This window comes from Mobiluncus mulieris (genome assembly GCF_014204735.1).
Taxonomy (GTDB): Bacteria; Actinomycetota; Actinomycetes; order Actinomycetales; family Actinomycetaceae; genus Mobiluncus; species Mobiluncus mulieris.
Map to the genome: position 1 here is coordinate 1,898,821 of NZ_JACHMA010000001.1, position 12,443 is coordinate 1,911,263.

Consider the following 12,443-nt stretch of genomic DNA (forward strand, 5'->3'; position numbering starts at 1 on the left):
TGAACCCGAAACCAAACCGCAACCCGCCAAGTCCGCCACCCCGGCTGTCACCTCATGAACCCGCCCCATTTTCGCGCTCAAACTATACGAGGCACCACGCCGCCCTCGCGCTCAAAAAACATAAGGTACGCCGCTGTCTTTACGTTCTGGGCATTATTCACTAAAATTGACGTGTGGAGTACGAAGTCTGGCCAAGCGCCCTTAAGCATGGCGTCAAGCCAGAAGACATGCTTCATGCGTTGCAAAATTGTGTGCTTGTCTTCCGTATGGAAGAAGAATTCGATATGCGCATCGGACCGGATTGCGCTGGTAATTTACTGGAAATTGGGGTTGTTCGTGGCCAGGCTGTGATTCACGCTATGAAAGCCCGTAACAAGTTTATTAGGAGGAAATCATGAGGCAGAAAGCGATGTCCCCACAGGCTCTCGCAGATTGGTTTGAGAATTCTTCTCCCGAGGACTACGACGAGGTAATAGCAGGAGAGGCCTTGTCTTCTTTTCCAAAGCCGGTTGCGGTGCATGTTGTGGACAACCCATCCGTTCCTGAAAATCTGCAACTTCCGCAGAGAGGCCAGCGTTGCCTACCCACTGCTTCGCGGCGGACGCAGCATGGGTCAGCTTTAACAGCACAATGCGGCTAAAAGGGCGCTGGCTCCAGGCTCTCAATCCAGGCAACACCCCTCGGATGGGGAACAGCGCATAGCAGCTGCGAGCAGGCATTCGTTGTGTTTTGTCAAGTTAATTTGAGCTATTTCGTCACTTAAAAGTGAGCTATTTTGGCGGTTGTTTTTGAGCTGTTTCAGCAGTTCCTTTCGTTCGTGTGTTTGTTATTGTTTGTTATTGTTTGTTATTGTTTAGTGTTATTTCATTGTGGCGTGCGTGATGCGATAGGAGGTTCCTGCGAAGCGGAGGATTCTGCCGTGGTGCACGGTACGGTCGATGATGGCGGCAGCCATTTGGGTATCGCCGAGAACGGTTCCCCACCTGGAGAATTCCAGGTTAGAGGTATAGATGATGGATTGGTTTTCGTAGGCGTTGGCTATGACTTGGTAGAGTAGTCGGGCTCCTTCTTTATCTATTGGTAGGTAGCCGAGTTCATCGATGATGATTAGCCCGGTCTTCGCGATGGTAGCGAGTTCAAGATAGGGGCACGGCATTCTTCAGGGTTACGGATATAAAACGCCTGGTCAGGGGGTGTTAGTGGGATTGGCGAAATCCCTGGAGAAGCTTTCCTCGGGTTTCCGTATCAACCGCGCGGCTGATGACGCGGCTGGGTTGGCCATTTCCGAGGGCTTGCGCTCCCAGGTTCGTGGTAACCGTCAGGCCGTGCGCAACACCCAAGACGGTATCTCCGTCATCCAAACCGCTGAAGGCGCTTTGAACGAAGTTCACAGTATTCTGCAGCGTATGCGCGAGCTGGCAGTACAGGGGGCTAACGATTCGAACTCTGCTCCGGCTCGTGACAATGTTAACACCGAGTTAAATCAGCTACGCGACGAACTAGAGCGTATCGGTAACGTCACTAACTTCAACGGCACCAAACTGCTCGATGGCACCGCTTCTGGTGGTAACGCGCTTAAATTCCAGGTTGGCGCTAACGGAACCATCAATGACCGTATCGTGGTTGACTTCAAAGATGCCGACATCACCAAGCTCTCTGACTTCAAAACCGTAGTCAAAGAAAGCCAGGTCTACAAGGTTGAAACAACAGCAGCCGCTGCTAACGGCAAGACTTACAGACTAGATGTTGGTGGCAAATACATCGAATTCAAAGGTGGAGCTGACAATGACGCTGTGAAGAAAAACTTCGCAGATGCTCTTGCAAAGTCCGGTGTTAGTGGCCATATCAAGGGTATTACCGCTGAGGTAACAGGCGATAAGGCGCTGGAAGCCAACACTGACAAAACCCTAGCGGGTAAATACACTCTTACCATTGGATCCCATAAGTTTGAAGTCTCCACAGAAGGAGGCAAAAACGACAACGCTGAGGATATCGCTCAGAAGCTGGACGCCGCAATTCAAGCAAGTCAAGACTTGCATGGTAAGTACAAGGTTTCCCAAAATGGTGGGAAATTTACCGTAAAAGCCCAAGATGAAACCCTTAAGGCAGTGTCTGTTGAGCTTGTGACTGATGCTGCGGGCGCCAAAGAGAAAAACCTTATCAAGGATAAGACTGTCGGGGTTAACTCTGGTGGCGACTACGAGTTCGATGTTGCAAACTCGAAGGTATCCTTTACCCGTACAGATGGCAAGGCCATTAACGTTGATAACGCCCACGCTTTCATGGAACTAGGAACAGACCTTACTAAGAATCCGGCTACTGATAAGGGTCTGACTGCTTACGGTAAGGACTTGAAAACTGCGCTTGATGGTACTCCTGGTAAGGAACTGGTTAAGGATAATCCGATTGCAACCGCTTTGACGGTGAAGGATCACGAATCCGCGCAGGAACTGATTCGCGTGTTGGATACTAAGATTCAGTCGGTGTCTACGGCTCGTGCTAACCTGGGTGCTATTCAGAACCGGTTCGAGCACACGATTACGAACTTGAATGTGGCGGTGGAGAATCTGGCTGCGTCTGAGTCTCGTATTCGCGATACGGATATGGCTCAAGAGATGATGCAGTTCACCAGGAACCAGATTCTGTCCCAGGCCGGTACCTCGATGCTGGCTCAGGCCAACCAGGTTCCCCAGGGCGTCCTCTCCCTCCTACGCTAGTCATAGCCAAACTAACAGCCTGGTTTCCCTGGCTGCGTAATCCTGGAAGCCTAGTTTCTTGGTTGTACCGGGTGCTTGGTTTCCCTGGCCGTGTAAACCGGGTAACCGCCCAGAATAACCCTGGTGTTACCCAAAAACGCCCACGGAAACCAAGCCGAAAACTCAATACTCGTGGGAACCCCGCCCCTGGCGGGGTTCCCCGCATTTTACCCCCCAAAAAACGGACACTTTTTATCTGGTAAGTTTTCGGTTTGTGCAAGTCACAGGGTTTTAGCTTTTCCCGGGACTGGTGACCCCCAACAGCCACGACAATGGCCAAGCCCGCCACCCCGGCCAACACCTCGTGAACCCCGAAACCACGCCGCAACCCGCCACCCCGGCAAGCACCAAACCTGAAAAACAAGAAAAACCCAACCCGCTAAGCCCAAAAAGCTTAGACACCCCGACTTTCCCGCATAACACCAACCAAAAAACCGAATTAAAAACACAATTAATGGGCATTAACCCCACGGATCTAGTCCTGGGGTGTTTGATGGAACCCACTATGCGTATCGAACGACTCGCCTAACCCAGGTACACAATCGCGACCGTTACCCGTGAATGTGCAACCGCGAAGATTTAGCCGCGAAAATCTAACCATGAAAATCCTGGGAGAATTGCCCGTATTTGCGCGGTTCGCAAATCCCGGCAGCCAGCAGCGTGTTAGCGTCCAGAATCGGGTTGATTTTTGTTTCTAGCCACTCCGCCGTCTCGCACTGCAGCCCCGCCCGGGTGGCAACATCACTCATGGCGGCGAAAACCTTGTAAACCGAATGATTAGTAAACTTGCGGTCACGCTTGATACGCCGCTCGGTTTTCGCCAGCAAACCGGGAACATCCAAAACCGAGTGATTCCACAGCCGGGAACAATGCGCAATACGATTACGCAGGTAGACAAAGGAACGCACTTGACTGGGCAACCTGGCAGGCGAAGTATTCATCGAATCCGCCATCGCCACCAAAACCCCGGATTCCTTGGAGGCCTCAATCATACGAGTCAGAGTACCCAGGGGGAGTACTTCTACTGCCACCCAGATAGGCATTTGGCTATAGGCCTCGGCATCGTAGGGCGCGTGGGCATTCTCGCTACGGTAGTGCGCTATAGATTTTTCTTTGCTGCGATTGAGGTTATACAGGATATAGTCCTCAATCCGCTTGTCCTTTAGATTGGGCGCGGGCGTGAAACCCTTCCCAACCACAAAGCAACCCTGTTCCCCAACAAGTTTGCCGTAATAATGGGCGAAACGGGTTCGCAACAAGACTTCTAAGGGATGCAGAATGTCATCGCAGACTATGGCCAGCTCCTGTTCCGCTTCGTACAGGTTGCGAACCGTGTCGAAGCCGGTTCCGGCGCGGAAAGAATTATCGCCGCGAAGAGGGTCTGTCTGCCAGTAGCGGAAATACCCCGAAAACCGGTAGTATCCCACTTTGGACAGGAAATTGACGGCCTGGTTGATATCCGCGATTTCCATGCCCCGAGAGGCCAGCAGCTCGACTTGTTGAGTGTAGTCGAGCCAGGGTTTCGCCATCAGTTTCCCTCAGTTTGAAAAAACAGGCCCCGGCCATTTGTGCATTGTCCTTACGAACTAGAGGCCGGCCGGGAATCTACCTCTCTCATTTTACCCGCCTTGCCTGTTTTAAGCAACACGCCTGGATTCAAGTTCGCAGTGCGGCAGTGGGGGCGGGTTCAGGAGGTGCTGGCCGGGGATACTGGCTCTTTATCTCGGGTGGTGGGATGTCTCGAATGATGGACTGCGGCGTGGTTTCGGGGTTCACGAGGTGCTTGCCGTGATGGCGGGCTTGGCCATTGCCGTGGCTGTTGGGGGTCACCAGTCGCGGGATGCTAAAAAGTGGGGAATCCCCCGCGCGTGCGGGGGATTCCTTACGTATTCGATTATGTCCTGGTTGGAAACCAGGAAACGTTACACGTTCGAGACTAGCGCAGCAAGGAGAGGACGCCCTGGGGAACCTGGTTAGCCTGAGCCAACATCGAGGTACCGGCCTGGGACAGAATCTGGTTCCTGGTGAACTGCATCATCTCTTGAGCCATATCCGTATCGCGAATACGAGACTCGGAAGCGGCCAGATTCTCCACCGCCACATTCAAGTTCGTAATCGTGTGTTCGAACCGGTTCTGAATAGCACCCAGATTAGAACGAGCCGTAGACACGGAACGAATCTTTCCATCCAAAACATCAATCAGCTTTTGCGCGGAGTCGTGATCCTTCACCGTCAAGTACGCATTAGTCACATTCTCCGTGTAATCACTAACGTTAGCAAGTACGGCACCGGTAGAAGTGAGGGCTTTCAACTCTACAGCTTTATCCCCAGTACCAGGTGCTGCATCAGCCGCCTTCACCATAGAGTGATCAAGCTTCACTTCCATGTTTTTGCCATCAGCACGAGAGAACGTAATCTTCCCATCTTCTACTTCAAACTTGAAGCCCTTACCATGATTAATACCAATTTTACCTTCAAATACGGTGGCAGTCTTGGGGCCAGCAGCTCCTGTTGTGTCAACAACAGTCGCGGGAACCTCAAGCTTGAAGTCTTTCTGAACATCCTTGACATTATCATCTGCTTTAAGAGTAATCAGCTTAGTCGCCTTATCATAGGTGAGGTCATACCCGGTACCCTTCAATTGAGCGTTAATGCGGTCAATAATAGATGACTGTTCGGCATCCCCTGCTTTTACGTCAAGCGTGTGCTCAACACCGCCAATGGTGAACTTGTAAGTCCCCGCTGCTGGTTTCTTGCTAAGCTCAACTGGTGCAGCGTTAGTGACTTCTTGATCCCCACCGGCAATATAGCCCTCAAAATTGGCTTTTTTCATAGCATCTTCTAAAGCCTTGGAAATATCAGCCTTAGTGAGTTTTCCGTCCTTAAGCTCGAACTCAAGGGTTTTACCCTCAATGTTAAGCGTGTATTTACCCTTTGTTAGACCATCAGCCGAAGCCTTCGCCACCTTACTAACCGGAGCTTCAATATTAAACTTAGCGACATGGGTGACATCGCAGTCTTTCAGATCAACTGTGATACGGTCGTTTTCGGTGCCGTTAGCGCCAACCTGGAATTTCAGAGCCTGGTTGCCGGAGGCTGACCCGTCCAAAAGATTAGTGCCGTTGAAGTTAGTAACCTTACCAATACGGTCAAGTTCTTGTTGCAGCTGGCTGAGCTCAGTATTAATGTTCGCACGCGCATCAGGGCTGTTCGAGTCGGTCGCACCCTGTACCGCTAGCACGCGCATACGCTGCAAGATGGAGTGGACTTCGTTCAAAGCGCCTTCAGCGGTTTGCACCAAAGAAATCCCGTCCTGGGCGTTGCGCACGGCCTGGCGGTTACCGCCAACCTGGGAACGCAAGCCCTCGGAAATAGCCAGGCCAGCCGCGTCATCAGCCGCCCGGTTAATCCGGAAACCCGAGGAAAGCTTCTCCAGGGATTTCGCCAATCCCCCCTGGGTAACACTCAAGTTACGGTAGCTATTCATAGCCATAATGTTTTGGTTAATGGATAAAGACATTTTTAATCCTCCTGATTGTAACCAACCAGCCACTTGCTGGCTGGATGTCCTGCGCCAGGCTTCCTGCCTGACAATCACTCCTATCGGGGCTCCGATAGGAAACATTAGGAAAAATTCCCAACGAAAAATTATTGTACATGATTTCTGCGTAAATTCGAGCAAAACTTTACTCACCGGCCGGGCGTGTCCCCGGGAGGCTCGGCTTTTTATGTGGACACATAAGCAGGTTACCCCCTGTTCGCTGTGGGCATAACCCATGGTCACGGGTTTACAGCGAGACCGCTCGTCAACACAAGTTGACACTATGTGTCCATGACCACAACCAGCCCACGATTCCAGCGAAACACCCGCGCGGTTGCGACCTCGGCACCCAAGCAGTACCGCCTAAAACAGCTAATCCCGGCCACCCTTTAGGACACAAGCACCCCGCAGGAGCACCGGCGGCGAAACGGGAAGTGTCGGCCGGCGTAGCGATCTGTGGGTGCTCGTAGTTTCTCTTAGCAACACCGTTGCTTAGAAAAACAGAGCGGGACCCCACCGGGAGCCTAGCCGAGCCGACCGACCGTAAGCCGCCAAAATAGCTCACTTTTAAGTGACGAAATAGCTCAAATTAACTTGACAAAACACAACCTTGAACGTTTTGTAAGGAGCAAACGCCCCGCAGGAGCACCGGCGGCAAAACGGGAAGCGTCGGCCGGCGTAGCGACCTGTGGGTGCTCGTAGTTTCTCTTAGCAACACCGTTGCTTAGAGAAACAGAGCGGGACCCCACCGGGAGCCTAGCCGAGCCGACCGACCGGAAGCCGCCAAAAAAACAAGCACCTCATGAACACCGATGAGCAACTTCACCGCACGGTTGCGGCTTCAGCGCTTGATCCGACTTCCACAATTACGTAGCATATGGCGTGTTTTTGGTGTTTATGCTGGTAGACAAGTTTTTGTTAGTGCTTTTGGCATCCTGACGTCCGGGATTTAGAGGATTTTAGGTTTTAGGTTTTAGGTTGCTGTTAACGACACCGCAATCTCAAATTGTCGAAACATCGCAGCAATTTCTGAGCCTGGCGGCAATATTTGTACCCGGCTGTGACGAATTCAGGAAAAATCGCCTCGACCATGAACTAAATCGGCCACCCTGTGTTGAATTTTCCTGATTTTGTCACAAACCCCTCCATGCTACCCCCAAATTTTCCTGATTTTGTCACAAACCCCTCCGAGCTACCCCCAAAATCTCCTGATTTTGTCACAAACCCCTCCATGCTACCCCCAAATTTTCCTGATTTTGTCACAAACCCCTCCGAGCTACCCCCAAAATTTCCTGATTTTGTCACAAACCCCTCCGAGCTACCCCCAAATTTTCCTGGTTCCGTCACAAGGCCCTTCGCGCTACCCCCAAATTTTCCTGATTCTGTCACAAACCAGACACACTAAAGCTGTGGAACTCGGGAGCACCTCATGAACACCGATATGCGACTTTGTAGCGCGACGCGGCTCATGAAGTCACACGCAATACGAGCCGTGCAGCGTAACCGCACCCGCCACGATACCCTTCGTGCCGGACACGGTGCGCGCGCCCGTCACCTGGGCTGATGCGGGCGGCTGGTCGGTCACGCGGCCGATGGTGAAACTCTCGATGCCGTGAGCGGCAGCGGCTTCATGAGTCGTCGGCACGAAATCCGGGTGAACCGCCACCACCATGCCTATACCAAGGTTCCAGGCATCCTCGACCTCGACGGGTTGCAAGCCCCCGGCGGACATTAGGAACTTGAAAATCCCCGGCACCGGCCACGAACCACGATCCACCACTGCGTGCAAACCGGCGGGAATCACCCGCGCCAGGTTCGCCGCCAAGCCACCGCCCGTGACATGGGCGAAAGCGTGGGTGCGGTTCCCGTCCAAATCCTGGGAAAAATCGCCGGCATACCACGCGGCCTCGCCACCTTGGTTTTCCAGCTCCAGGCACAGACGTGAATACAAACGCGTCGGTTCCAGACAGGCCAAACCCAGGGTATAGGGGCGGGAGGCCGCCCCGACCGCGTCGCGGTCGGGAGCGGCCGGGGCGGCGTTGGTGCGGCCGGCGGCCGCACCAACGCCGCCACCCCGGCTAGCACCTAATGAATTAGCGCCTAATGAACCAGCACCACCACCAGCGCCACCACCAGCACCACCCGGCAAACCGCCACCACCCGAAAACGGAGAACCCGCCGGGGGACACACCCCCGCCGGTACCGGCGCCCCCCAGTCCAAACCAGCCTCGGCCACAATCCGGCGCACCAGCGAATACCCGTTAGAATGCAACCCACTCGAGGCAAAACCAACCAGCACATCCCCCGCGCACACCCGCGCCGGACCCAGCAGCCGCCGCTCGTCCACCACACCGGTCGCAGCCCCGGCAATATCGAACTCGTCATCCCCCAACAGCCCAGGGTGTTCCGCCGTCTCCCCCGCTATCAAGGCACAATCGACTTCCTCACAGGCTCTGGCCACCCCGCGCACCAGCGCCGCAATCCGCTTGGGCTCCACCCGCCCGCAGGCAATATAATCCGTCATGAACAACGGCCGAATCCCCGCGCAGGTCAAGTCATCCACGACCATCCCCACCAAGTCGATCCCCACCGTGTCCCAGATTCCCAGCCGTCGCGCCAAATCCACTTTGGTGCCCACCCCGTCAGTCGAAGTCGCCAACAGCGGCCGACGCATCCCCTGGGTCGCGAACTGCAGGTCAAACAGCCCCGCAAAACCGCCGGTTGCGGCCGTGTCCAGCACCCCCAGCCCCTGGGTTGCGCGCACATCGGCCTTCATCAGCTCGACCGCGCGGTCCCCGGCGTCCACGTCTACTCCGGAGCTTGCGTACGGGTTTGTGGTCATTTTTTACTCCTTTTGTTTCGTATTCATGAGGTGCCATCCGGGACGACGGTTTTTTCCAAAGCGCTGCGGCCTTGGTTTTTAGATTAGGGTGCTTCGGTTGAGAAACAGTCAATCATGGCCGTTTCTCAATGCCTCCGCCCCGCAACTGCGGCGCCCTCAGGGCTCCGCCCCCTGCACCGCAGCGCCCTGGGGGATCCCGGTCGGGTACCGCCCGGAAAAACACGCGGTACACAGCGCGCCCTCCGGTTGGCCAGTCGCCGTTACCATCGCCTCGAACCGCAGGTAGGCCAGGGAATCCGCCCCCAAGGAACGGCAAATCTCGCTCACACCCAGCTCGGTGGCAATCAGTTCCTCGCGGGTGGCAAAGTCAATCCCATAGAAACATGGCCACAGCACCGGCGGCGAAGAAATCCGGATATGAACTTCCCTGGCTCCGGCCTCGCGCAGCATCCGCACCACGGCACGCTGAGTATTGCCCCGCACAATCGAATCATCGATAACCACCAGGCGTTTGCCCTCGATCACAGAGCGCACCGGGTTCAGTTTCAGGCGAATCCCCATCTGGCGCATCGTCTGGGTTGGTTGGATAAAAGTCCTGCCCACATAGGCGTTCTTGACCAGGCCTTGCACGAATGGAATCCCGGATTCTTCGGCGTATCCAATCGCGGCGGGGGTTCCGGAATCCGGGGTGGCCATCACAATATCGGCTAGAACCGCCCCCATCTCGCGGTCTTCCCGAGCCAAAGCCGCCCCCATCTCGCGGCGCGCGGAAATAATCGAACGCCCCGAAATCTGGGTGTCCGGGCGCGCCAAGTACACGTATTCAAAGACGCAACCCGCCGGCCGAGCCGGAGCGAAACGCTCGGAGTGCACCCCGTTTTCGTTGATAGCCAACAGTTCGCCGGGCTCGATTTCGCGGACAAACGCCGCGCCCACAATATCCAGCGCCGCCGTCTCGGAGGCCACCACCCAGCCGCCAGCCGCGCCCGCCGACCCGGCCTCACCAGCCGCCAGCCGCCCCAACACCAGGGGTCGAATCCCGTGCGGGTCACGCGCCGCATACAGCGTGGTTTCGTCCATAAAAGTCAAGGAATACGCCCCGTCCAACTGAGGCAAAACCCGGCGCATTACCCCCAACAGTTTCACTTCGGAGGCCGAATCGTGGGGTATCGTGGTTTTCGTTCCGGTGGTTTCGTTTTCACGAGGTGCCATCCCGGAATCCCGCGTCTCGCCACAATCCCCACTGGCACCTAATGAACCCGCGCCGCCCTCGCGGCTCGCGCCACCCCTAGCGCCGGCAACGTGGTGTGAAATCGCTCCTATTATCTTGGTCAACAGCATCGTGTCGGAAGTTGAATCTTGGGGTATCGTGGTTCGCTTTCCGGTGGTTTCGTTTTCACGAGGTGCCATCCCGGAATCCCGCGTCTCGCCACAATCCCCACTGGCACCTAATGAACCCGCCCGGCCCGCAGCCGCCACCCCCACTCGCGCCGCTAACTCCCGCGCATTCACCAGATTCCCGTTATGCGCCAAAGCCAGCGTACCGAAAGCCGTCGGACCCAAGGTGGGCTGCGCATTGCGCCAAGACGAAGCCCCGGCCGTGGCGTAGCGCACATGACCCACCGCAATATGACCGGTCAAAGTCGCTAAATCCCGGTCGCTAAACACCTGGGACACCAGTCCCATATCCTTGAAAACCAGAATCTTTGAACCATCGGAAGTCGCAATCCCCGCCGATTCTTGGCCGCGATGCTGCAGGGCATACAACCCGAAATATGCCAGGCGCGAGACATCCTCGCCCGGCGCCCACACCCCAAACACCCCGCATTCTTCACGGGGATAGTCGTCTTCCGGTGTCGCCCCAGGATTCCAGGGTTCGTCTAGGTTCGTCGTCGATTTACCGGGCTGTGTCCCCTCTGTCGCCAGCCTGGGGTTTATCGGGGAATCCGCCCCCGGCACCTCGCACGGTGTTTCCCTTGGTAATCCGGGCTTCAGCCCCGTCAATCCCGGTTTTGAGCCCACAGAGCTTACCGGCAGTTCCGGCAGACTCACGCCCGCCGCGACCTCAAGAGCTCCGAATTCAAACGCCATGTTTCGAGCCGTCAGATTCCTCGTCCTCGAAGTCGTGCGCGTAATCCGCGTATTTCGCATAGGGGTCATCTGTGGCGTAATCAGACCACTTGTCGTAATCCGGTTCAGCGTATTTCGCGTAGGGGTCATCCTCTTCGGGTGCTTCGGGGAAACGCCCCTTGCCGGAGAGTTCACGTTCCAACGCCTCGAGGTCGGGTTCGGGACCCCCATATTTGAGGCGACGTGCTACTTTCGTTTGCTTAGCCTTCTGACGGCCACGGCCCATTTGCCTGGTCCTTCCACACTAAACGACGATAACTGGAGACATAGTGTCTGGTATTAGTCTATGCCTTGAACGTTATTTATGCCAGTTAGTCGACACTTTTATTTTCTGGTCTGGTTCGCCTGGTCTGGTTCGCCGACTCTGCCTTTCGGCCTCAATCACCAATCTCGACCACCGGACTCAGTCGGCCTCAGCCAACCCCGATTGACTCTTAGTGCCGCCGCCGCAGCGCCAACAGGGTCAATCCGGCGATAGCCCCGGCCGCGATACCGACTTTTTTGCGAGCCGCATCGTCGCCGGCGATGGCGTCCGCCACGGTTTCCCGCGCGGCGTCCACGACCCCCAACGCCTTGTCTTTCAGGGCTTTGGCTTGGTTCGCGGGGCGCATTCGGTCGACCAGTTCGTCGACGGTGGCGGCGACTTCTTCACGTGCCTGGCGGATGTGAGCCTCGATGGTTTGGGGGTCGGTTCCAAAGTCGGATTCATGAGGTGCTTGCCCCGGATTCACCGTATTCCCAAGGGTTGAACCCTGTTCTGTTTCAGTCATCGATCTTCCTCCGTGGTGGGTTTAAACGCGGATTTAATGATTCCCACATCAGTTTTCACGCCTTCGGTTGGATTGGGCAGGTGGCGTTGCGCCTTTTTCAACGCCGCGTATCCGGCCACGCCCAGGATTACCGCCAGAACCGCTAACACGGCAGCGGTCAACAGGGCGGCTGCCCAGGGCGGTACTGCCAGTTGCCAGGAGAGGAACATAGCGTGAATCAGCCAGCCCAACATGTATAGCGCTAAAACCAGCGCCGCTACCAGCAGGATGCCGGCGGCGGCGAAGCGCTGTGCGGCGGCTTTGGCCTGAGCTTTGGTCAATGCGATTTCCGCGCGGAATAGTTTAGAAATCTGGGTGGTAAACCGCGCGAATAGCTCCCCCAGGCTTCCTTGGCTTCCGGGCAT

Annotated in this window: 13 protein-coding genes; 3 read left to right on the forward strand and 10 right to left on the reverse strand. The window is 55.6% G+C overall.

Annotation, left to right across the window (positions count from 1 at the left end; all coding sequences use genetic code 11):
• The first annotated feature begins 173 nt into the window (after nucleotides 1-173).
• A complete protein-coding gene (locus F4555_RS08450) occupies nucleotides 174-398 on the forward strand; it encodes a hypothetical protein (RefSeq protein WP_036369775.1) in 225 nt (74 codons plus the stop codon).
• 461 nt (nucleotides 399-859) lie between these two features.
• On the opposite strand, the gene F4555_RS08455 is transcribed toward F4555_RS08450, so the two are convergent.
• Nucleotides 860-1,156, reverse strand: a complete 297-nt coding sequence (locus F4555_RS08455; RefSeq protein ID WP_211587883.1) for an ATP-binding protein — start codon at nucleotides 1,154-1,156, stop codon at nucleotides 860-862.
• A 43-nt stretch (nucleotides 1,157-1,199) separates the two neighbouring features.
• Between F4555_RS08455 and F4555_RS11460 the strand changes: the two genes are divergently transcribed.
• Together F4555_RS11460 and F4555_RS08465 are read left to right on the forward strand one after the other, a co-directional pair.
• A complete protein-coding gene (locus F4555_RS11460; RefSeq protein WP_304363288.1) occupies nucleotides 1,200-2,717 on the forward strand; it encodes a flagellin N-terminal helical domain-containing protein in 1,518 nt (505 codons plus the stop codon).
• A gap of 289 nt (nucleotides 2,718-3,006) precedes the next feature.
• Nucleotides 3,007-3,285, forward strand: a complete 279-nt coding sequence (locus F4555_RS08465) for a hypothetical protein (protein WP_160151202.1) — start codon at nucleotides 3,007-3,009, stop codon at nucleotides 3,283-3,285.
• A gap of 64 nt (nucleotides 3,286-3,349) precedes the next feature.
• Here the strand turns inward: F4555_RS08465 and F4555_RS08470 are convergent, their stop codons facing one another.
• The 9 genes from F4555_RS08470 to F4555_RS08510 form a co-directional block, all read right to left on the reverse strand.
• The gene (locus F4555_RS08470) at nucleotides 3,350-4,285 is read right to left on the reverse strand and encodes an Abi family protein (RefSeq protein ID WP_115325801.1); all 936 of its coding nucleotides are present in this window, start codon (nucleotides 4,283-4,285) and stop codon (nucleotides 3,350-3,352) included.
• Nucleotides 4,286-4,412: 127 nt separating this feature from the next.
• Entirely contained in the window at nucleotides 4,413-4,586 is a 174-nt protein-coding gene (locus tag F4555_RS08475) for a hypothetical protein (RefSeq protein ID WP_160151201.1), read from the reverse strand.
• Nucleotides 4,587-4,692: 106 nt separating this feature from the next.
• Nucleotides 4,693-6,276, reverse strand: coding sequence for a flagellin N-terminal helical domain-containing protein (locus tag F4555_RS08480; protein ID WP_218017283.1), 1,584 nt, complete (start codon nucleotides 6,274-6,276; stop codon nucleotides 4,693-4,695).
• Nucleotides 6,277-7,392: 1,116 nt separating this feature from the next.
• Nucleotides 7,393-7,686 (reverse strand): hypothetical protein, encoded by a 294-nt coding sequence (locus F4555_RS08485; protein WP_184076203.1) that lies wholly within the window; start codon nucleotides 7,684-7,686, stop codon nucleotides 7,393-7,395.
• Between the two features lie 85 nt (nucleotides 7,687-7,771).
• Nucleotides 7,772-9,139 (reverse strand): phosphoribosylformylglycinamidine cyclo-ligase, encoded by a 1,368-nt coding sequence (locus F4555_RS08490; protein WP_115325798.1) that lies wholly within the window; start codon nucleotides 9,137-9,139, stop codon nucleotides 7,772-7,774.
• A gap of 156 nt (nucleotides 9,140-9,295) precedes the next feature.
• The gene (locus F4555_RS08495) at nucleotides 9,296-11,230 is read right to left on the reverse strand and encodes an amidophosphoribosyltransferase (protein ID WP_115325797.1); all 1,935 of its coding nucleotides are present in this window, start codon (nucleotides 11,228-11,230) and stop codon (nucleotides 9,296-9,298) included.
• Complete coding sequence (locus tag F4555_RS08500) at nucleotides 11,220-11,495, reverse strand: DUF3073 domain-containing protein (protein ID WP_004017714.1); 276 nt, start codon at nucleotides 11,493-11,495, stop codon at nucleotides 11,220-11,222. The genes F4555_RS08495 and F4555_RS08500 overlap by 11 nt, the downstream gene beginning before the upstream one ends.
• Before the next feature lie 208 nt (nucleotides 11,496-11,703).
• On the reverse strand, nucleotides 11,704-12,039 hold the full coding sequence (locus F4555_RS08505; RefSeq protein ID WP_004013842.1) for a DUF3618 domain-containing protein: 336 nt from the start codon (nucleotides 12,037-12,039) through the stop codon (nucleotides 11,704-11,706).
• A complete protein-coding gene (locus tag F4555_RS08510; protein ID WP_115325796.1) occupies nucleotides 12,036-12,443 on the reverse strand; it encodes a phage holin family protein in 408 nt (135 codons plus the stop codon). The genes F4555_RS08505 and F4555_RS08510 overlap by 4 nt, the downstream gene beginning before the upstream one ends.

Coding starts and splice junctions, on each gene's coding strand:
- F4555_RS08455 (WP_211587883.1), bottom strand. CDS start 1,156: ATGCCGTGCCCCTATCTTGAACTCGCTACCATCGCGAAGACCGGGCTA.
- F4555_RS08470 (WP_115325801.1), bottom strand. CDS start 4,285: ATGGCGAAACCCTGGCTCGACTACACTCAACAAGTCGAGCTGCTGGCC.
- F4555_RS08480 (WP_218017283.1), bottom strand. CDS start 6,276: ATGTCTTTATCCATTAACCAAAACATTATGGCTATGAATAGCTACCGT.
- F4555_RS08490 (WP_115325798.1), bottom strand. CDS start 9,139: ATGACCACAAACCCGTACGCAAGCTCCGGAGTAGACGTGGACGCCGGG.
- F4555_RS08495 (WP_115325797.1), bottom strand. CDS start 11,230: ATGGCGTTTGAATTCGGAGCTCTTGAGGTCGCGGCGGGCGTGAGTCTG.
- F4555_RS08500 (WP_004017714.1), bottom strand. CDS start 11,495: ATGGGCCGTGGCCGTCAGAAGGCTAAGCAAACGAAAGTAGCACGTCGC.
- F4555_RS08505 (WP_004013842.1), bottom strand. CDS start 12,039: ATGACTGAAACAGAACAGGGTTCAACCCTTGGGAATACGGTGAATCCG.
- F4555_RS08510 (WP_115325796.1), bottom strand. CDS start 12,443: ATGCCCGGAAGCCAAGGAAGCCTGGGGGAGCTATTCGCGCGGTTTACC.